Source organism: Planomicrobium sp. CPCC 101079, from assembly GCF_007859275.1.
In the GTDB taxonomy this organism is placed as follows: domain Bacteria; phylum Bacillota; class Bacilli; order Bacillales_A; family Planococcaceae; genus Planococcus.
On sequence record NZ_VOHC01000033.1, the window covers coordinates 134,943 to 155,550 of the forward strand.

Sequence of the window (20,608 nt, forward strand, 5' to 3'; positions counted from 1 at the left end):
AACTGCGTTAGCCATTTTCTTTGAATCTGTGTATAAAAAAACGCCAAAAAGAACAGTCCATTCTTTTTGGCGTTATTGCCAGCTCTATTGTCTGGAATACCCTGCCACAACTATTTCGTACAGCCAGTGGCTGCTTATACTGATATTACATTCGGTAGCTTGTTTTAAAGCTAACATACTGCTTATAAGTGTTGAAGTAAAGATAAACGGGCCCGCTTCTTTTACGTTTAAAGGCTGCAAATAATGGGTCTAGGAAGGATGTTTTAAAGGAAGGAAAAGAGAGGATTTTTTCCTTTAATTCCTGGACATTTTGAATTTCTCTTCTTCATTTGTAAAGCTTTGTATACCTGTTTTTTCATATAACAAAATGACATAATGTGTGGATCTGCAATATGAAAATTTTATTCTATTTTCCTATATAGTTATCGTCCATACCCATTTTCTGCGATTTTCAAAACCTGGTAGACGGAATACTATCGCGCTGAATGGAAGTAACGCCATAACTCTCTATTGAAAATAATCATATTAAGAAATCGTTGCCGCTCTCGAAGCTTTATGAATCAACTCAAAAATTGCAATCATCGATACCAATGAACTTCTAAAAAGCGCGAGTTCAATTTCTGCCAGCAGTCAATTCAACAAGCAAAAAGATCGAGCGGGAAACGGGAGGAAACTTCCTCTTTGCTTGCTCATTTTTTATTTCAATAGAAGATGTCCTTATCGACATTCGTTCTTTTCTAATCGAATTCATTATCATTTTAATAGTATTTTTCATTTGCGTAGTAATATTTTGTTTTCGATAAAAATCCTCTTTATTACTAAAAAAGGTGAACGAAACTTTAAATATAAGGGTTTAAGAGAAATGAATAGTATCCGCTTTCTCAATCAGATCAAATTTGTATTGACAAAAAGGTAGTGCATCATTATAGTTACGATAGTGACATTGAGAATCATTATCAACAGAATGGGATAAAGGGGAATGAAATAAAAATGCATAAATTCAAAAGTAAGAAGAGTATACTGCTTGCGTCCATTACATCGATTTTTCTCGTGTTAACGGGATGTACCAATAATGAAACTGCTTCTACATCCAATGAAAGCACAGAAGAAAGTGCGAATTCGATTACCTTGTCCTGGCCAAGAGACATTGGTTCCCTGAACCCGCATGTCTATAATCCATCGCAATTATTAACGCAATCCATGGTTTATGAACCGCTTGTCAGCTATGAGGATGGGGGAGAGATACAGCCGCATCTTGCAGAGTCTTGGTCAATCTCGGAAGATGGGCTTGAGTATACGTTCAAACTTCGTGAAGGTGTCAAGTTTACAGACGGTTCCCCGTTCAATGCTGAAATTGTAAAAAAGAACTTTGATGCTGTGTTGAAAAACAAAAGTTCCCATAGTTGGCTTGGCGTTATTAATGTCCTTGAAGAGATAAAGGTCGTTGACGAAATGACGTTCAAAATGATTTTATCGGAGCCTTATTACCCTGCAATTCAGGATCTGGCTTTAGTCCGTCCGGTTCGATTCTTAGGTGAGTCTGGTTTCCCGGAAGATGGAGACACTTCAAAAGGAATCACAGAACCTGTAGGGACTGGCCCTTGGGTATTGGAAGATTATAAAAAAGACGAATACGCCACATTCGCACGCAACCCGGATTACTGGGGAGAAAGCCCGGAATTAGAGAAAGTCACCATCAAAATCATTCCGGACGCAGAAACGCGGGTTCTGGCTTTTGAAAAAGGCGAACTGGATCTAATTTACGGAGAAGGCGCTATTAGTATGGATTCCTTTAATTACCTGAAAGAAACTGGAGACTACCAGACAGCTTCATCCAATCCAGTCGGAACAAGAACGTTGTTGTTGAATTCGACAAATGAAAAATTGGCTGATTTGAACGTGCGCCTGGCATTGCAGCATGGATTTGATAAAGCGGCAATGGTAGAAGGCATCACACTTGGGCTTGAAGAAAAAGCGGATAATATTCTATCCACTAACTTCCCTTATACCGACATTGAAGTAGAGCCAGTCGATTACAATACGGAAAAAGCAGCTGCCTACCTTGACGAGGCAGGATGGAAGCTTCCTTCCGGCAAAACAGTACGGGAAAAAGAAGGACAGCCATTAGAACTGGAAATAATGTATGACAAAACAGATCCGATTCAAAAAGCGATGTCGGAAACGCTTCAAGCTGAATGGTCTGCAATCGGCGTTAAATTGAACATCAAAGGCGAGGAATTGACAACACAAATCGAACGCCGAAAAGCCGGGAAATTTGACGTTGATTTTTGGTACAACTACGGTGCACCGTATGATCCGCATTCATTCATCAATGTGGTCGCAGAAAAAGGATGGGGTGTTTCGGAAGCTCATTCGAATTTGCCGATGAAAGCGGAATTGGACCAGCAAGTGCAAGAAGCACTCGCTTCTACAGATGAAACAAAGCGCAAAGAGCTTTATGGCTCGATTTTAACTACACTGCAGGAACAATCGGTTTTCGTGCCGATTTCTTATATCAAAAAGACCGTTGTTTATCAAAATGATGTGAAAGAATTTATCTTCCCAGCCAACCGGGACGAGCAGCCTTTCAATGAGATTGAAAAAGCCAGTAATTAACGGGGAGGACAAGACGTGGCTACCTATCTTATAAAACGTCTCCTTGCTATTATTCCCATTGTGCTTTTTGCGATTTTCTTGATGTTTATACTGATACGCCTCTCGCCGGTTGATCCGGCTGAAGCGTACCTTGCCGCAGCCAATATCCACCCAACCGAGGGGCTCTTGGCTGAGAAGAGGCAGGAGTTCGGTTTGGATCAATCCTTGATCGTGCAGTATTTCCAAACGGTCAAAAATATTGTTCAACTGGATTTCGGCAATTCTTATGTGACCAATACACCTGTCTGGCAAGAGGTTGCAGCTAGAATGCCTGCAACCATCCAACTTGCCCTTAGCAGTATTTTACTTGCAGTCATAGTTAGTGTGCCGCTTGGGTTTTTATCAGCCGTATATAAAAACAGCCTGATTGATCATTTTAGCAGGCTGCTTTCTTATTTAGGTGCATCCATTCCCCAGTTCTGGCTTGGCTATATCTTGATTTTCTTCTTTGCAGTCAAACTGGATTTGTTTCCCGTAGAAGGAAGAGGAACGTGGCAGCATTTTGTGCTGCCAAGCGTAACGTTGTCCATGGCCTTGATTGCAATCTACACCCGCTTATTGCGCGCCAGTGTACTGGAAGAACTGGAAGAAGTTTATGTGTTATACGCAAGAACACGTGGAATTAAAGAAAAAGCCATTATGGTAAAACATGTGTTAAGAATTGCCATATCACCTATGCTGACAGGCCTTGGCATGAATTTGGGGAAACTGCTCACCGGTACCATTATTGTTGAGCAAGTCTTTTCCTGGCCAGGGTTCGGGCGTTTTTTCATAGAAGCAATTTTTAACCGCGACATTCCCGTTATTCAAAGTTATGTCGTTCTAGCCGCTTGTCTGTTTATAGTATGCAACTTGATCGTCGATATTGTGCAATTGTACTTGGATCCACGCATTTCATGGAAAGGAAGGACCGAATATTGATTTCTAGCATACGAGTTGGCGCTAAAAGCAATTGGGCGATCGCAATCTGTGCAGTTGTGTTGCTTGTTTTTTTCCTTGTCAGTATTCTGGCTCCCTGGATTGCGCCACATGATCCCATTCAAGTAAATCTGGCACTGAAACTGTCTTCACCTTCATGGGAATACCCATTAGGCACCGACCATTTAGGCCGCTGCAATTTATCGCGCCTGTTATACGGGGCACGTGTTTCTTTAGGTTTTGCTTCGTTGATCTTTGTCGCTTCGCTAGGAGTTGGGCTGCTGGTCGGAACGATTGCAGGATATAGAGGCGGGTGGATCGACCTTTTCCTTATGCGGTTTTGCGATGGGGTAATGGCATTCCCGAATCTGGTTTTGGTCCTTGGCATCGTCGGTTTGTTGGGGCCCGGGCTTTGGCAGGTAGTGTTAGCGTTAATGATGGTCCAGTGGGTCTATTATGCGCGGATGATCCGCGGTATGGTCGTCAGCATGAAACAGCAGAACTTCATTACGGCAGCCAGGATCAGCGGATCGTCGACTGGGAAAATCATCAGGCGGCACTTGGTTCCAAATGTGCTTCCGCCGATTCTGGTCATGGGAACACTTGAAATGGGATGGGCCATCATGGACATTTCAGCTTTATCGTTTCTTGGGCTAGGCATACAGCCGCCTACTCCCGAATGGGGAGCCATGATTCAGGAAGGCAAGAACTTTATACGCAGCCAGCCCGAACTGATGCTTTATCCGGGCTTGATGATCTTGTTAGTCGTTATTTCTTTTAATGTATTGGGTGAATCGTTATCGGAACGATTTGGTGTGAAGAGACGTTATTGAAAGGGGATCGGTGCAGATGGAAAAACAACGCAATGTTTTGCAGATGAGCGGACTGAATGTCACTGTGAAATCTCAACAAGGGATGGTCCCTCTTGTTCAAAATCTCCAATTGGAATTAAAGCCGGGGAAGATTTTGGGGCTTGTTGGAGAAAGCGGCAGCGGAAAAACCATTACCAGCATGGCCATTCTTCAGCTGTTAAATCAGAAAGCCATGAGAGTAGAAGGAAGCATCCAATTGCATGGCCGGGAGCTGATTGGCTTAAAGGAGAAGGAGATGCGGAGCATTCGTGGAAAAGACATCGGCTTCATCATGCAAAACCCTATGAACGCCTTCACCCCTGTTTATACAATCGGAAGCCAGTTTGTTGAAACAATCCGTATCCATACAGGACTGACAAAAAAACAAGCGATCGCTTTGGCAGTTGATTCTTTAGAAAAAATGAACTTGCAGGAGCCTGCTGAAATTATGAATATGTATCCGTTTCAACTGAGCGGCGGAATGCTTCAACGGGTCATGATTGCGATATCGATGTGTCTGCGTCCTTCAATCGTGATTGCCGATGAGCCGACAACGGCTCTTGATGTGGCAACCCAGCTGCAAGTATTAAGGGAGCTGGACCGCCTGCGAACGGAATGCGGCACAGCCATTTTGCTGATTTCGCATGATCTGGGCGTGATTTCGGAACTTGCAGACGAAGTCGCTGTAATGCAAAAAGGCCGGATTGTAGAACAGGCGGATGTCTACCGGCTGTTCGATTACCCGCAACACGATTATACAAAAAAGCTGCTGCAGGCACGGCCTGTATTGCCAGCGCATGAAGAGCTGAGTAAACTTGTTATATAGACTCGACACATATAGAGCTGCAAACCGGACGGGAGGGAGAGAACCGATGAGTTTACTGGAAGTGAAAAAAGTATCACATTCATACGGCTCTTCCCGCTCTTTTTGGCGTCCGTCAAACGATGCGCAAGTTCTTTCCGATGTTTCGCTTTCTATTGATCAAGGAACGTGTATGGGACTGCTTGGGACTAGCGGAGCTGGAAAAAGCACGTTGGGAAAAGTAATTTTAGGTTTGGAGAAACCGCAACAAGGTGAAGTGATCTTCCAAGGACAAAACCTTTATAAAATGGATTCCAAAACCCGGAGAGGAATTCGAAGAGATCTTCAAGTCGTCTTTCAAGACAGCTATTCATCAGTGAATCCGCGGCTTACCGCGGAAAAGATTATCGGAGAACCACTTGAGAACTACGAGAAGCTGTCTCCTGCTGAACAACAAAGAACCGTCGCAAACCTGTTGGAGATGGTAGGGTTGACAGCAGCTGATATGAAAAAGGTTCCTCGGCAATTTAGCGGAGGGCAGTTGCAGCGCATTAGCATTGCAAGAGCCATCGCCCTGAAACCGAAGATGATTGTCTTGGACGAATCTGTAAGCAGCCTCGATATGGTGAACCAAATGAATATCTTGAATTTGTTAAATGAGTTGAAGTCAGTTTATGGCCTTTCCTATCTTTTTATCACGCATGACATTCGCGCCGCATATTCCGTTTCGGACTCCTTGGCAGTGTTGGAAAAGGGGAAGATCATAGAAGTTTGCAATGACAAAAACGACATCTTTACGTCGCAGCAACCGGTCGTTAAGAATTTAGTGGCTTCCATTCTTCCGGAGCATCCCCGAAACCGTACACTTTCCGCCGGCAAGAGTCGTGCATAGAAAACCTCATCAAGCAGGCCGTTTGAACGCGGCCAGAAGTAAAATAACCCCCAGAAGGACGCACAGATTGATATGTTATCTTCTAAAGGTTCTTTTTAATTTGGCTAAAATTTAATACACCTTATGAACTTGTCCTGATTGTGCGCCTTCAACACTTTTTAAGTAAGCATTCGAAACTTTATCTGCGGATACCGGATTAAACCCCTTACTCCGGAAATAAGTGTAAAACTGCCGCCATCGTTAATGTAATTCTGGCCAATCAACACCAAATTCACTTGGCCCTTAAGTTTACTATTTATAGCCACTTCGTTCAGTTCCGGTGTCAATTCGCTTAAATCCCCAAAATGGGATGCGCCCGTCGTGCTTATCGCAGCATCAATGTTCGGAATTTTTTTTACATTTGTTCAATGTTCTCAATAGACGTTATATCAACTTTTGAATCAATTCGTTTTAGAAATTTGAGTTGACTTATTATTTTATAAGTGATAAATTGAATTTAATTAAAGATAACTACAGTCTTTAATGTCTTTTAAGACTATAAATAGATAACTGAGAGCCCCTTTTAGAAGGAGAGGGCTTCGGATTATTGAATTGGGCTCTGATCGGCAAAGAACTAAGGGATCACTTCAAAGCTTCCAGCAAAACAGTTTCTTTTAATATAAGGAGGATCTATGTAAATGAATTCAGAACACGGCAAGTCTCATGGCACCAATCATCACAAAGGCAAAATCTCGTATCTGGACAGCCTTGAACGAAGAGGGGAATTTGCCCCGGAGCAGCTAATAAGCGTAAGCCCGATTAAAGAAACGGACACTATTTTGGATTTTGGTGCAGGCACCGGCTATTTTTCATTGCCTTTGGCCAAAGCAGTGAAGGGCACAGTTTATGCACTGGATATTGACGCCAGCATGTTGGAGTTGATAAATTCGAAAGCTTTAAAAGAGGAAATTACCAATATCGTTACGATTCAAGGAAGTGACGCAGAAGTTTCAGTGCCAGACGGGTCAATAGATGTCGTAATCGCCTCTTTGGTTTTGCATGAAATTCAACCGCTGGCTGCGGCCATAATACGGATCAAAGGAGCACTTAAAGAAGAGGGGTATTTAATCTGTGTTGAGCTTGAGCCTAAAAGGCATTCCGGTCATCAAGCACCACGAATTACATCGGCCGATATGGAAAGGGAATTAACGGCTGCCGGATTGCGGATAACCAAAAAATTCTTTCCAACAGAAAACTTGTATGTTTTGGTAGCACAAAAATAAATTTATAAAGTGGAAAAAATTTTACTTTAATTAAGGATAAAAGATATCTTTAAAGTATCTAATAAAACATTTTGAAGATCTTGCCATTAAAATACGAGGCAGGATAGCTGCCATTTTTAAAAAATCTAGTATTTCCATTCATTCTAAACTGAGAAAGTAGGGATCGATTTGTTCTTTTTCAAGAATCTCTTGCGGCATTACCATCCTGTATATGCTTCTGCCAATATTTCGTGCATGAAACAGTTGGAGAACTTTCTGCAGGCAAAACAATGCGATCGATGTTTTATCGATGTTAAAGGTTTTCCCGTCTATGTGATGAAATGTCCGGACGCTGTTTCAGGGTCAATCAAGCGATGGATTCATAGCGAAGGATTTGTATGCAAGAAGAATATTTAGTGCTTTTTAAGTTATGGAAACAAAGAAAAACAATCAGGAACCTTTCTTCCGTCCATCCGAGAAGCTACATTTTGTTATTGCTAATATCCTGTTTTATAGGAAGAGAGGAGCAGAGGTTCCTTTCTTCTTTTTGTTGGTAGAAATAGATTATTAAGTAAAACTGTAAAAAAACAGCAGGACGCACCAAATCGTACCGATTCAAGCCATCAAAAGCAGGAAATGAAGCGGAAGGCGGCGACACCAGCAGGAGCAGTGAAGGAGTGAAACAACGGAGCAACACGAGCCAAAGATACAGAGGGGAGCGAAGGGAGCGGCTGAGGCCGTGCGCGCGGAAAGCATCCGTCTGGAGCGAAATGAAAAAGCTGCCGAGTGTTTCTCGACAGCCTGGAGAATTGCTCTCATTCATAGGGCAACTCTCGGGAAGTTTTATTTTATACATCTGCGTTGAATGAAGACGTTCTTGATAAGCCAACTGGCCAGTGTGGAGGGACGAGCGTATCCGACAAGAGTAGCCAGGTCTTCCAAGACCAGACTTCTTTTTTGTGGAAACTTCGTTTGCCAAATCAATCCCTCCAACTATACGCGGTTATTTTTAGTATAAGAGGTGTTGCAGTGTAAACTGCAAGTTTTTTTATTTGAAAAATAAAAGAAAATTTTCAAAGCCTGAAACTGTGGTAGAAGCTACTGCAAGCCTATTACAGGAATGCTTTTGCAAGACAACTGCAGTTTAGATTTATAAAGAAAAGGAAATTGATATAATTAGTATTTTCGAAGCCACGGATTGATTCTTGCTGCTATCCACGCAATAGTACCGATGTCTCCCAATCACTTGTATAAACTTAAGAAAAAAAGCAGCAGACGCAATTCCGAAGTATCTCCCCTTAAAATGAATCGCTTCTTTCCCTGAATTAGGTAAAAGTCCCCTCATATTAAAAGTTAAAAAGAAGAAGGAAAGAGAGAATCGCAACAGCCCTATTTTATTGCTGTAGAAAGGAAGGTTGACAACTTTCTAAAACTCACGTAACGTTAAATATTGTGTTGAAAAAGTTTGGAGGGAAACTATATGAAGAAAGTAACCAATGTTTTCTGGATTTCGCTTGCCTTGGTCTTGCTGGCTGTCGGCTACGGAGCGTTTGCCCCAGAGAATTTCGCAGAAGTTACCGGGAATATAGAAGCGTTCCTGACATCGTCGTTCGGTTGGTACTACTTATTGATCGTATCGATCATGGTCTTATTCTGCCTATTTTTTCTTGTCAGTCCGATGGGGCAAATTAAATTGGGGAAAGACACCGATAAGCCGGAGTTTTCATTCGGCACTTGGATTGCTATGTTATTCTCGGCAGGAATGGGCATTGGGCTTGTATTCTGGGGAGCAGCTGAACCGCTGTCCCACTATGCAATTGATCCTGCTACAGCTGAGCCAGGTACAGCAGAAGCATTCCGCGAATCTATGCGTTTCACATTTTTCCATTGGGGAATCCATGCATGGGCAATTTATGCAGTCGTTGCTTTAGCTCTTGCGTATTTCCAATTCCGAAAAGGGGAACCAGGCCTGATTTCTGCCACTTTAAAGCCGATTTTCGGTAAGAAAATGAACGGGCCTTGGGGCACTTTAGTGGACGTTATTGCAATTTTTGCTACAGCAGTTGGGGTGGCGACCACACTTGGTTTCGGCACTATCCAAATCAATGAAGGTTTGGCGTTCTTGTTTGATGCGGTGCCCGGAAACAGCTTTACCGTCCAAATCATCATCATTGCCGTTGCTACTGTTTTGTTCTTGGCTTCAGCTTGGAGCGGACTGAGCAAAGGCATCAAGTATTTGTCGAATACCAATATGGTGTTGGCAATTTCATTGCTTGCCTTGGTGCTGATTTTTGGGCCGACCTTATTGATTCTGAACATGTTTACAGATTCTATAGGAAGTTATTTCCAAAACCTGTTGCGTATGAGTTTCCGCGCTGCACCGATTGATGCAGAAAACCGTGCTTGGATTGATGGCTGGACCATCTTCTATTGGGCATGGTGGATTTCCTGGTCTCCATTTGTCGGGATATTTATCGCCCGAGTTTCAAAAGGCCGGACAATTCGCCAATTTTTATTCGGAGTATTGATCATCCCTACAGTGCTCAGCTTTATCTGGTTTGCGGCATTTGGCTCAACAGCTATAGATGTCCAAAGTTCCGGAAACGATTTAACAGGCTTATTAACCTCCGAAACGTTGTTCGGCGTATTTGAACAGCTGCCGTTGGGGACATTTATGTCCATTATCGCGATCTTATTGGTCTCAACATTTTTCATTACATCTGCAGATTCTGCGACATTTGTTTTGGGGATGCAATCAACAAACGGCTCGCTTCATCCATCAAATGCGATCAAGGTAACATGGGGAGTCGCTCAATCGTCCATTGCTGTCATTCTGCTGTCAGCTGGCGGTCTTGATGCACTTCAAACCGCATTGATCATTTCAGCCTTCCCGTTCTCTTTTATCATGCTATTGATGATGGGGTCTTTCTACAAATCTCTGAGCCTCGAGTACAAAGCCATAAAACGCAAACGATAAAACCGCCGCCTCGGCGGTTTTTTTGTTCAATAACAGGTATAATGGATGGAGTGTTTTATGAAGGATGGAGGATATACGATGAATGAAAAACCACATGTATTATTGGTGGACGGAATGGCGCTCTTATTCCGTTCGTTTTTTGCGACTTCCGCTGTCGGCCAGTATTTCCGGACAACGGATGGATTGGCGACAAATGCGGTGCAGGGATTTGCACGGCATGTGCTCGCTGCAAAGACGATGATGAAGCCGACGCATCTAGCCGTTTGCTGGGATATGGGAGCCCATACGTTCCGGACCGATATGTTCGATGGCTACAAATCGAACCGGCCAGCGCCTCCCGATGATATGCTTCATCAATTTGACTTGGCCAAAAAAGTGTCTGAGCAGCTTGGCTGGCAGAATTACGGGGAAAAGGGGATTGAGGCGGATGATTTTATCGGCTCTTTCACCAAGCAATGGCAAGATAAGGCGAAATTCACCATCATCACGGGCGATAAGGACATGCTGCAATTGTTGAATCCTTCTGTCGAGATAGCCTTTATGAAAAAAGGCTTCCATGTTTACGACGTCTATACGGAAGACCGTTTTAGAGAAGAGTACGGCATCGAGCCAGCGCAATTTGCGGACGTTAAAGCATTTATGGGAGATGCGAGTGATGGCTACCCGGGAGTTAAAGGCATTGGACCGAAGACAGCGCTGCAGCTAATACAGCAGTATGGATCAACAGACGGCGTGTTAGCTGCCATCGGCGAACTGAAACCGGCCCAAAAGAAAAAGATAGAAGAGCATAAGGATATGCTGCTGCTATCTAAAGAGTTAGCGGTTATCAAATGCGACATTCCGCTCGATGTTTCACTCAGTGAAATCACTGTGCCAAACTATACAAGCGATATGGTCCAGCTGTTCGACGACCAGGAATTGAAATTGTTGGCGCGGCAATTGGAAAAAAGTATAGCGCCCGTCAATCCTTTTGAATAGGAACAACTTTGATAAACGTTAAGACATTTCGATTCTTTTTATACGAAACTGCCCGGATGTTACTCGGGCGGTTTTTTTGTCCATTGTCATGAATATAGAGGAGCAAATCGTCTGCTTTTTCTTCAAAGCCGATCAACGGCACCCAATGGTACTTATACGTTGGTTTTGAAAACCAGCGGAACGAAAAGTATCGGTCGAACTTCAACGCAAGCGGGCGTCCGGCAAGCAGCTCGCTTTTTACTTCGCCAATGTCCCTGGCCTTTTTGATGGTGTACCGCTGTCCGGCGAGCCTGCGCAGATTTTTTAACAGCCGCCATGTGAACAAGCCGATTGGCGTAGTGCCAAGCATTTTATAAAGTTCGTTGATGCCATAAACGGTTTTTTCGTGATGGCTGAGGATCGCAGCTGCGGTGACGGGGCCGCATGCGGATCCTTGCTTTTTACTGTCAATGCCAGGTGCATATTGGGACATGCCTTCAAACGGAATCAACGTTTTCATGGCAACCCTCTCCTTTAAGTGAATGGTTTCTATTTGATCTCAGCTAGCGCTTTTTCGTTTTCATTGAGCAATACCTTCAACGCAGTGCGGAAATTCGTATAAACTTCCAACTCTACTTGAATACCGGCATGAACGATTTCCCGTACAAAACGGGGATTGAACCCGACATAAATCGGGCGAAGCCCCATCAATTTCTGTGCGCTGTTCAGTTCGGCCAGTTCGCTTGCCAGTTCATTATAGTCGAACGCTTCAACGTCTTCTAATGTAACGCCAGTGAAATCGAAAACAACGCTTTCAGTTTCCCGGTGATCAGCCGCATACTGCAGCACTTTTGTCCGGATGGTTTCAAAGCGGTCCCGGTAAATAAATCCGGCAATCGGCACTAGAATAGTGCGAGGCACGATAGATGGGATGATAGGAGCGGACATATTTTTAATAACTTTTTCGTAATACTTGACCAACTTTTTTAGTTCTTTCAGTTCTTGTTGCTCATTCATATAAAGCACCTCAATTTTCATATTAAACACAGTGGAAAAGAAAAAGAATAGGCGTTTGCTATTCTTTTTGATCGGATAGGAATTGTGTTACCGATTCAGGAGATTTTGCATTAGCGCTATGAAGGTGGGCAGTTTTATCGCCGTTTTTGAAAATCAGCAAGCTAGGAATGCCCATTACTTCCCACTTTTCTGCAATTTCTGGCAGTTCATCGCGGTTAACGTCATACCATTGGTATTGATTGAATTCTTCAATGATCGGATCGATGAACATGTCCATCCGTGTGCAGTCCGGACACCATCCAGCTTGGAATTTCACAATGACGGGTTCATTTTTGTCGATCACATTTTTAAATTGTTCTGCAGTAGTAATTGATTTCATATTATATCGCCTCCATTTATTCTCTTGTTCAGTGTACCGTTCTATGGCGTTTTCGAAAAGAGATTAATCTTTCAAGCAAAGTAAATTTTCTGGCAATTAATATTGCGAAAAAAAAGAAAATACTTTACACTAGGAGACATAGAGAACGTTCTATTTTTTTACCATAAAAATGAATGAGTATTCATTCAAAAAAAGTAGGAGGGCTTGCGAGTGGCTTACCAAATACAAAAAGCAGCAGTGCTCGGTTCCGGCGTTATGGGTTCCGGAATTGCAGCGCACCTTGCAAACATTGGAATTCCAGTATTACTGCTTGATATCGTTCCGCGGGAATTGTCGAAAGAGGAGGAAGCAAAAGGCTTGTCGCTTGAAGATAAAGCAGTGCGAAACCGGATAGCGGCGTCATCCATTCAAAAGTTGTTGAAGCACAAACCTGCTCCGTTGACGGCAAAGAAGAATTTGGAATTATTAACTCCCGGAAACTTAGAGGACGATTTGGAGAAATTGAAAGATGTGGACTGGATCATAGAAGTGGTTGTCGAAAATCTGGGTATTAAAAAGTCTCTTTATGAAAAAATTGATGCAGTTCGAAAACCGGGTACGATTGTCTCTTCTAATACTTCAGGCATAAGCATAAATGCGATGGCGGAAGGACGTTCAGAAGATTTCCAGAAACATTTTCTTGGAACTCATTTCTTTAATCCACCGCGCTATTTGAAATTGCTCGAAGTGATTCCTGCGAACACAACAGCTCCTGAAGTGGTCGACTTTATGACCCGTTTCGGAGAAGATCGTTTAGGAAAAGGCGTGGTCCTTGCCAAAGATACACCGAACTTCATAGCGAACCGCATCGGTACATATGGCTTGTTAGTGACAATCCGCGAAATGCAAAACCGCGGCTATTCGGTTGGGGAAGTGGATTCGGTAACTGGGCCATTGATTGGACGCCCAAAATCGGCGACATTCCGCACGCTCGATGTAGTTGGCTTGGATACTTTCATGCATGTGGCAAAAAACGTGTACGATCAGACTTCTGGCGACGAACAAAAAGTTTTTGAAGCCCCTGAATTCTTAAAAAAAATGGTGGAAAACGGTTGGCTCGGATCGAAAACAGGCCAAGGGTTCTTCCTGAAACAAGACAAAGAAATACTGGAGCTTAACCCTGAGACATTGGAATACCAGCCAGCAGGAAAATTGAAAACGCCTTCACAGGAAATGGCGCAACAGCAGAAAGGCCTTTCCGCCAAAGTGAAAACGCTTGTCTACGCGGGTGACCGCACAGGTGAATTGCTATGGAGCATCTTTTCTCCGGTACTTCGCTATTCAGCACAATTGACTAGTGAAATTGCCGACGATATCGTTGCAATCGATAACGCCATGAAATGGGGCTTCGGTTGGCAGCAAGGGCCATTTGAAACGTGGGATGCTATCGGTGTTCAGCAATCCGTTGAAAAAATGAAACAAGAAGGACATGAAATTCCTGCATTTGTTCATAAATTGCTCGATTCTGGAAACGACAGCTTTTATAAGGAGATAGAAGGAGACCTCTATTTCTTTAATGGATCAGATTACCAGCCAGTGCCAATTAATGAAAAAGTAATTGATTTGAAACGCTACAAGAAAAAGCATGGCGTCATTAAATCCAATGCAGGTGCCAGTTTGATCGATCTAGGAGATGGCATTGCGCTGCTTGAGTTTCACTCGCAGTCAAATGCAATCGGCCTCGATATTATCCAGATGATCAATTTTGCAGTTGATGAAGCAGAGAAAAATTTCAAAGGGCTTGTAATTGGCAACCAGGGCAAAAATTTCTGTGTCGGCGCAAACTTGGGCATGATTTTAATGGAAGCACAGGATGACAATATATTTGAATTGGATTTCACCATAAAAGCTTTCCAAAACGCCATGATGAAAGTGAAGTATTGCACAAAACCGGTTGTAGCAGCGCCTTTTGGCATGTCGCTTGGCGGGGGAGCGGAAGTGGCGCTTCCGGCAGCGCATATCCAAGCTTCGATGGAGACCTATATGGGGCTAGTAGAAGCAGGTGTCGGGTTGATTCCAGGCGGGGGTGGCAACAAGGAGCTTTACATCAAGCATTTAAAAGGCATGCCAAAAGGGGTCTTGGTCGATTACCAGAACGTTGCCAGCAAAGTGTTTGAGTCGATTGCAACGGCAAAAGTTTCTACTTCGGCAGAAGAAGCCCGTGAAAATAACTTCCTTAACTTTGTAGATGGCATCAGCGTCAATAGCGACCACTTGATCTATGATGCGAGGCAGGCGGCCTTGGCCCTGCATGAAATGGGCTATCAAGCACCGAAACGGGAAAAAGTGCCGGTTACCGGTGAGCCGGGATATGCCACATTGCTGCTAGGGGCAGAAGGAATGCTGTTATCTGGCTATATCAGCGAATACGACCTGAAAATCGCGAAAAAACTGGCGTTTGTCTTAGCTGGAGGAAAAGTGCCGTATGGCACGTTGGTCGACGAACAATACTTGCTCGATTTAGAGCGCGAAGCATTTTTAAGTTTAGTGGCGGAACCGAAAACACAACAGCGGATGCAGCATATGCTCATTAAAGGAAAACCGCTGCGCAATTAATCCTGCAGCAAGAATCAAAGGAGGAAGAAACTCATGCGCGAAGCAGTAATCGTATCCGGTGCACGGACACCGGTCGGAAAAGCAAAAAAAGGCTCACTCGCAACTGTACGGCCAGATGATTTCGGCGCATTGGCTGTCAGAGAAGCATTAAACCGGGCTGACGGCTATGACGGGCCAATCGATGATTTGATCATGGGCTGTGCGATGCCGGAAGCCGAACAAGGCATGAACATTGCCCGCAATATCGGTGCACTTGCCGGTTTGCCGGAAACCGTATCCGCTGTAACGATCAACCGTTTCTGTTCTTCGGGTTTGCAGTCAATTGCCTATGCGGCTGAACGTATTATGGTTGGGTCAGCAGAAGCAATCATTGCTGGTGGCGTGGAATCGATGAGCATGGTGCCAATGATGGGCAATGTCATCCGGCCAAACGCAAAATTGGCAGAGACAGCTCCCCAATACTACATGAGCATGGGGCATACGGCTGAACAAGTGGCAACACAATATGGCATTAGCCGGGAAGACCAGGATGCATTTTCCGTCCGCTCACACGAAAAAGCGGCTGCCGCCATTGAAAAGGGACATTTCGTCGAAGAAATCGTGCCGGTTGAAGTGGTGAAGCGCTATGTGGATGAAAACAATAAATATCAGGAAAAAACATTCCTGTTCGAAATGGACGAAGGCGTCCGCCATGGCACGACAGTCCAAACCTTGAATAAATTGCGCGCAGTCTTTTCTGCACGCGGTACAGTAACGGCCGGAAACTCATCGCAGACATCTGACGGCGCTGGAGCGCTCCTGGTCATGGACCGGGAAAAAGCAGAATCGTTGGGCCTTAAACCAATTGCGAAATTCCGTTCGTTCGCAACAGGCGGCGTGCCTCCTGAAGTAATGGGAATCGGCCCAATTGTCGCAATTCCAAAAGCCTTGAAGCTGGCAGGCTTGTCTATCGAAGACATCGACGTCTGGGAACTGAACGAAGCATTCGCCTCACAATCGCTTGGCGTCATCCGCCATTTGAACATCGACATCGACAAAGTGAACTTGAACGGCGGCGCCATAGCACTTGGACATCCGCTAGGCGCCACAGGCTCCATTTTGACACTGAAAATGATGAGCGAGTTGAAGCGCCAAGGCAAGCAATTCGGTGTCGTTACGATGTGTATCGGAGGAGGCATGGGTGCAGCTGGCGTGTTTGAAATGTTGTAAATCTATTATAAATATAAAAGCTCATCAAATAATTTGAACTAAAGAATAAACTCTAATACATCGTTTTCGCCGCTTTTTCGGCTCCCGCTAGAAGCCGAAAAAGCACTCGTCTTCTAGCTCCGTCCAGTCCTTGGACGCGTCGAAGCTAAGAAATCTCTTGGTACGGAGCAAAAAACGGAGACTCCCGCAGGAAAGCGGAGTTGTTTGCGGAATATTATCAGCAGTTTAATGCAGCTAATAAAATATAGGAGGAATTCACAATGGAACAGCAAAAAACATTGATCAAAGGTGGAAGTTTCCTGATCGAAGACGCAGACCTTTCTCGTGTCTTCACGCCTGAAGACTTTACCGACGAACATAAGATGATTGCTAAAACGACTGAGGATTACGTCAACAACGAAGTCATGCCAGTCGTTGAGAAACTGGAGAACCATGAATTCGACCATTCTGTCCGGTTATTGAAATCGGCGGGAGAGCTTGGGCTGCTTGGGGCAGATGTTCCGGAACAATATGGCGGCTTAGGACTGGATAAAATTGCTTCTGCTTTGATTGCAGAAAAGATGTCAAAAGCAGGCGGATTTTCGATTACTCACGGCGCCCACGTCGGAATCGGATCCCTGCCAATCGTCCTTTTCGGCAATGAAGAGCAAAAACAGAAATACCTTCCGCGCCTTGCAACAGGCGAAATGATTGCCGCTTATGCATTGACAGAACCGAGCTCTGGCTCAGATGCACTTGGCGCAAAAACTACAGCTAAATTGAATGAAGCGGGCACGCATTATGTTTTGAACGGCGAGAAACAATGGATCACGAATGCAGGGTTTGCAGATGTATTTATCGTTTACGCAAAAATTGACGGCGAAAAATTCTCGGCTTTCATTGTAGAGCGTGCATACGACGGAGTTTCAGTTGGACCTGAAGAAAAGAAAATGGGTATTAAATCGTCCTCTACACGTACATTAATCTTGCAAGACGCACAAGTTCCTGTCGAAAATTTATTGGGTGAAGCAGGGCGTGGCCACATTATTGCATTCAATATTTTGAACATCGGACGCTATAAATTGGGAGTGGGCACAATCGGCGGTTCCAAGCATGCTTTGGAAATTACCATTCCGTACACCAATCAGCGCCAGCAATTCAAAACGCCGATTTCTTCATTCAACTTGACGCGCGAAAAATTGGCGACGATGGCGTCTCAATTGTATGCACTTGAAAGTTCGGTTTACCGGACTGTCGGTTTGTTTGAAGATCGCATGAGCGGTTTTACGGATGAAGAGCATGCCAACGGTAAATTAGTGGCTGATTCCATCGCTGAATTTGCGATTGAATGCTCGATGAATAAATTCTTTGGAACTGAAACACTCGATTATATTGTGGATGAAGGAGTACAACTGCATGGCGGCTACGGCTTTATGCAGGAGTATGAAATTGAAAAAGCGTACCGCGACTCGCGCATCAATCGCATTTTCGAAGGAACAAACGAAATCAACCGTTTGCTCGTTCCGGGCACCTTAATCCGCAAAGCGATGAAAGGCGAGCTTCCACTGTTCCAGCACGCGCAAAAATTGCAGGAAGAGCTGTTGATGTTAATGCCTGAAGAAGTTGGTACAGAGGCATTGGCACAGGAAAAGTACTTGGTGCGTAACGCGAAAAAAATCGCTTTGCTTGCAGCAGGCCTTGCGGCTCAAACATATGGAGCGAAGCTTGAGCAGGAACAAGAAGTGCTTGTAAACATTGCCGATATTGTCTCCAATGTTTTCGCTATGGAATCTGCTGTCCTTCGCACAGAAAAAGCGATTTTGGCTTCCGGAGAAGAAAAAGCACAGCAAAAACTTTTATACACCCAAATCTATTGCCAAGAAGCATTCGATAAAATCGAAAAAGATGCGAAAGAAACCTTGCTGGCAGCTGTTGAAGGAGATAACCAGCGTATGATGCTTTCAGCTCTTCGCAAACTGACTCGTTCCACTCCTTACAACGTCATCGCGAAAAAACGCGAAGCTGCTGTGAAATTGGTTGAAACAGAAAAATACGTGGTGTAAGGAAAAGCAAAAAGCATATAAATGATAGGAAAAAGACTCCGGAATCGAATCGTTCCGGAGTCTTTTTATTGGAATCGTCGGGATATTGCCGTCGCTAAAACCGATTATTATAGAAGTTTTAAGCATTATTTTGTATTTAATATGTCGTTGCTTGTTTTTATTGGCTTCAAGAAGCAAGCAGAAATCGGGAAAATTTCGAACATCCCTCATTCATATCTGAAAAGGGGTCGTAAAAGTGCATAGAAATCCGTGAACGTTCGTAAAGTGATTGGACACATTTACGAACGCTTTTTTTATCTTGTTTCAGCTATTTTTTTGCGTTCGTAAACGTGTACTTTTACGAACGGTTTAAAACTTATTTTATGTTTATGCTCGAATCTCGTAGAATATCTATATAATCTCATTGAAGTAATCGAGAGGGGGTAACTACTATCGAATTAGCTAGTGTTCTTCGCAAAACAGGAATAGTCGTCCATGAGTTTGAAAATGTTGGACGAGAATACAGAGAGAAATGGGTTCATGCTTTTTCTGATTCTAAATTTGATCAACATAAATATTTAACTGAGTTTCTATGGTATATGTTTTCTGCTGAAAAAACTGAGTGCTTGGTTAGGAAAGAAGCAGCTCTCTCCTTTGATAAGGTAAACAAGCGATATTGTTATATTTTCTTTCAAGAGTCCGACGATGTTTTACAAGTGGAATATGCATCTTCCATGAATGCTAAAGATTTGTTGAACGTAACAGGAGAACATTGTGATGTCTATGTCGTGGACAAAGGCTTTAATTGGACATATGTGATTCCTCATGAAGAAGACTGGGGTCCATACTTTTACAGAAAAAAGTTCAAAGGTGATTGAAAAGGTTGTAGTAGATTTATGTTGAGAAGAGACTTTTCCCATAAGAAGAATCACAGGAATTCTAGTTTACATATCACCACATTATCAGGGGCTATGCGAATATATAGGGAGAGAAAAGGCTAATCGAGCCCATCTTCTTTCTTTTTATCTGTAAAAGTATGCTTTTACGAACTTTACAGAACAAATGTTTAGCGAAGGGGCGTCAAGGTAGTAGGCGAAGCGGCCCGGCTTCTTTCGGGAGCCATCCACAGAGCGTCCGAAGCGTTGTAAACCACTCACGCATTCAAGAAAGAGAAGGAGGGAGAGGCTGTTAGCTGTTATCGCATCGACTAGCTGCCCTTCTTTTGCTAAGCTAAAGAAAAGGAGGATTCACCATGATGCAATTTTACGCATACCCCAAATGCTCGACGTGCCGAAACGCCAAGAAATGGCTGGATGCAAACGGAGCTGACTATGAAGCAATCAACATCGCAGAAACGCCGCCATCAGCAGAAGAACTGCGCAAAATCCAACAAGCAAGCGGCTTGGAGCTGAAAAAGTTTTTTAATACAAGCGGCATGAAATACCGGGAACTCGGACTTAAAGAGAAACTGCCGACAATGAGCGAAGAAGAGCAGTTTAATTTACTTGCTTCAGATGGCATGCTGATCAAGCGGCCTGTGGCTTGGGATGGCAAAAAAGTGACGCTTGGCTTCAAAGAAGCGGATTATGAAAATACGTGGCAGTGAGTTCAGTGGATTCTTGTATTTCACGAGCGAATATGTCAAACTGAAATTGAGCACAATACATATTTTGGAGGGGTCTGGATGAGCACACCACAAGAGCTTCGTTATTCAAAAGAACATGAATGGGTAAAACTTGAAGACGGTACTGCGCGCATTGGTATTACTCACTTTGCGCAAGCTGAACTTGGCGATATCGTATTCGTTGAACTGCCGCAAGTAGGCGACGAATTGAAGAAAGATCAGCCTTTTGGCAGCGTGGAATCCGTTAAGACGGTTTCTGAACTTTACGCGCCAATCAGCGGCCGTGTGGTTGAAGTGAACTCGGAGTTGGATGACAGCCCGGAGTTCGTCAATGAGTCCCCGTATGAGCAAGCTTGGATGGTGGTCATTGAAGCTATTGACGAATCCGAGGTCAATGAATTGATGACAGCGGAGCAATATGAGAAAATGATTAATGAATAAGACCCGAAAGCGCCTCTTGTTTGGCGCTT

At 43.8% G+C, this 20,608-nt stretch carries 18 protein-coding genes; 14 read left to right on the forward strand and 4 right to left on the reverse strand.

Features of this window, described 5'->3' with window-relative positions:
• Positions 1-990: 990 nt before the first annotated feature.
• From nikA to FQV28_RS18845, 6 genes are all read left to right on the forward strand, one after another.
• On the forward strand, positions 991-2,616 hold the full coding sequence (gene nikA, locus FQV28_RS18820; RefSeq protein ID WP_146498059.1) for a nickel ABC transporter substrate-binding protein: 1,626 nt from the start codon (positions 991-993) through the stop codon (positions 2,614-2,616).
• A gap of 15 nt (positions 2,617-2,631) precedes the next feature.
• Positions 2,632-3,576 (forward strand): nickel ABC transporter permease subunit NikB, encoded by a 945-nt coding sequence (gene nikB, locus FQV28_RS18825; RefSeq protein WP_146498060.1) that lies wholly within the window; start codon positions 2,632-2,634, stop codon positions 3,574-3,576.
• Complete coding sequence (gene nikC / locus FQV28_RS18830) at positions 3,573-4,406, forward strand: nickel ABC transporter permease subunit NikC (RefSeq protein WP_146498061.1); 834 nt, start codon at positions 3,573-3,575, stop codon at positions 4,404-4,406. The genes nikB and nikC overlap by 4 nt, the downstream gene beginning before the upstream one ends.
• Before the next feature lie 16 nt (positions 4,407-4,422).
• Complete coding sequence (locus FQV28_RS18835) at positions 4,423-5,250, forward strand: ABC transporter ATP-binding protein (RefSeq protein WP_146498062.1); 828 nt, start codon at positions 4,423-4,425, stop codon at positions 5,248-5,250.
• A 46-nt stretch (positions 5,251-5,296) separates the two neighbouring features.
• Positions 5,297-6,118: a nickel import ATP-binding protein NikE gene (nikE, locus tag FQV28_RS18840; RefSeq protein ID WP_146498063.1), complete on the forward strand. Its 822-nt coding sequence runs from the start codon at positions 5,297-5,299 to the stop codon at positions 6,116-6,118.
• 677 nt (positions 6,119-6,795) lie between these two features.
• The gene (locus FQV28_RS18845; RefSeq protein WP_146498064.1) at positions 6,796-7,380 is read left to right on the forward strand and encodes a class I SAM-dependent methyltransferase; all 585 of its coding nucleotides are present in this window, start codon (positions 6,796-6,798) and stop codon (positions 7,378-7,380) included.
• A gap of 460 nt (positions 7,381-7,840) precedes the next feature.
• Here FQV28_RS18845 and FQV28_RS18850 read toward each other — a convergent pair whose 3' ends face one another.
• Positions 7,841-8,338 carry a hypothetical protein gene (locus FQV28_RS18850; RefSeq protein ID WP_146498065.1) on the reverse strand — a complete coding sequence of 166 codons (498 nt, stop codon included), beginning with the start codon at positions 8,336-8,338 and terminating at the stop codon, positions 7,841-7,843.
• Between the two features lie 501 nt (positions 8,339-8,839).
• Here FQV28_RS18850 and FQV28_RS18855 point away from each other — a divergent pair.
• Entirely contained in the window at positions 8,840-10,336 is a 1,497-nt protein-coding gene (locus tag FQV28_RS18855; RefSeq protein ID WP_146498066.1) for a glycine betaine uptake BCCT transporter, read from the forward strand.
• Positions 10,337-10,414: 78 nt separating this feature from the next.
• Positions 10,415-11,314, forward strand: coding sequence for a 5'-3' exonuclease (locus tag FQV28_RS18860; RefSeq protein ID WP_146498067.1), 900 nt, complete (start codon positions 10,415-10,417; stop codon positions 11,312-11,314).
• Here the strand turns inward: FQV28_RS18860 and FQV28_RS18865 are convergent.
• The 3 genes from FQV28_RS18865 to FQV28_RS18875 are packed head-to-tail and all read right to left on the reverse strand — an operon-like array spanning position 11,298 to position 12,689.
• The gene (locus FQV28_RS18865) at positions 11,298-11,813 is read right to left on the reverse strand and encodes a cysteine peptidase family C39 domain-containing protein (protein ID WP_146498068.1); all 516 of its coding nucleotides are present in this window, start codon (positions 11,811-11,813) and stop codon (positions 11,298-11,300) included. The genes FQV28_RS18860 and FQV28_RS18865 overlap by 17 nt on opposite strands.
• Before the next feature lie 29 nt (positions 11,814-11,842).
• On the reverse strand, positions 11,843-12,310 hold the full coding sequence (locus FQV28_RS18870; protein ID WP_146498069.1) for an STAS domain-containing protein: 468 nt from the start codon (positions 12,308-12,310) through the stop codon (positions 11,843-11,845).
• 58 nt (positions 12,311-12,368) lie between these two features.
• Entirely contained in the window at positions 12,369-12,689 is a 321-nt protein-coding gene (locus FQV28_RS18875) for a thioredoxin family protein (RefSeq protein ID WP_146498070.1), read from the reverse strand.
• A 210-nt stretch (positions 12,690-12,899) separates the two neighbouring features.
• On the opposite strand from FQV28_RS18875, the gene FQV28_RS18880 reads away from it, so the two are divergent.
• The 6 genes from FQV28_RS18880 (at position 12,900) to gcvH (ending at position 20,579) form a co-directional block, all read left to right on the forward strand.
• On the forward strand, positions 12,900-15,284 hold the full coding sequence (locus tag FQV28_RS18880) for a 3-hydroxyacyl-CoA dehydrogenase/enoyl-CoA hydratase family protein (protein ID WP_146498071.1): 2,385 nt from the start codon (positions 12,900-12,902) through the stop codon (positions 15,282-15,284).
• Between the two features lie 33 nt (positions 15,285-15,317).
• Entirely contained in the window at positions 15,318-16,493 is a 1,176-nt protein-coding gene (locus tag FQV28_RS18885) for an acetyl-CoA C-acetyltransferase (RefSeq protein ID WP_146498072.1), read from the forward strand.
• A 260-nt stretch (positions 16,494-16,753) separates the two neighbouring features.
• Entirely contained in the window at positions 16,754-18,535 is a 1,782-nt protein-coding gene (locus tag FQV28_RS18890) for an acyl-CoA dehydrogenase family protein (protein ID WP_146498073.1), read from the forward strand.
• A gap of 431 nt (positions 18,536-18,966) precedes the next feature.
• Positions 18,967-19,392, forward strand: a complete 426-nt coding sequence (locus tag FQV28_RS18895) for a DUF4275 family protein (protein ID WP_146498074.1) — start codon at positions 18,967-18,969, stop codon at positions 19,390-19,392.
• A 374-nt stretch (positions 19,393-19,766) separates the two neighbouring features.
• Positions 19,767-20,120, forward strand: a complete 354-nt coding sequence (locus FQV28_RS18900; RefSeq protein ID WP_146498075.1) for an arsenate reductase family protein — start codon at positions 19,767-19,769, stop codon at positions 20,118-20,120.
• Positions 20,121-20,198: 78 nt separating this feature from the next.
• Positions 20,199-20,579, forward strand: coding sequence for a glycine cleavage system protein GcvH (gcvH, locus tag FQV28_RS18905; protein WP_146498076.1), 381 nt, complete (start codon positions 20,199-20,201; stop codon positions 20,577-20,579).
• Positions 20,580-20,608 lie beyond the last annotated feature (29 nt).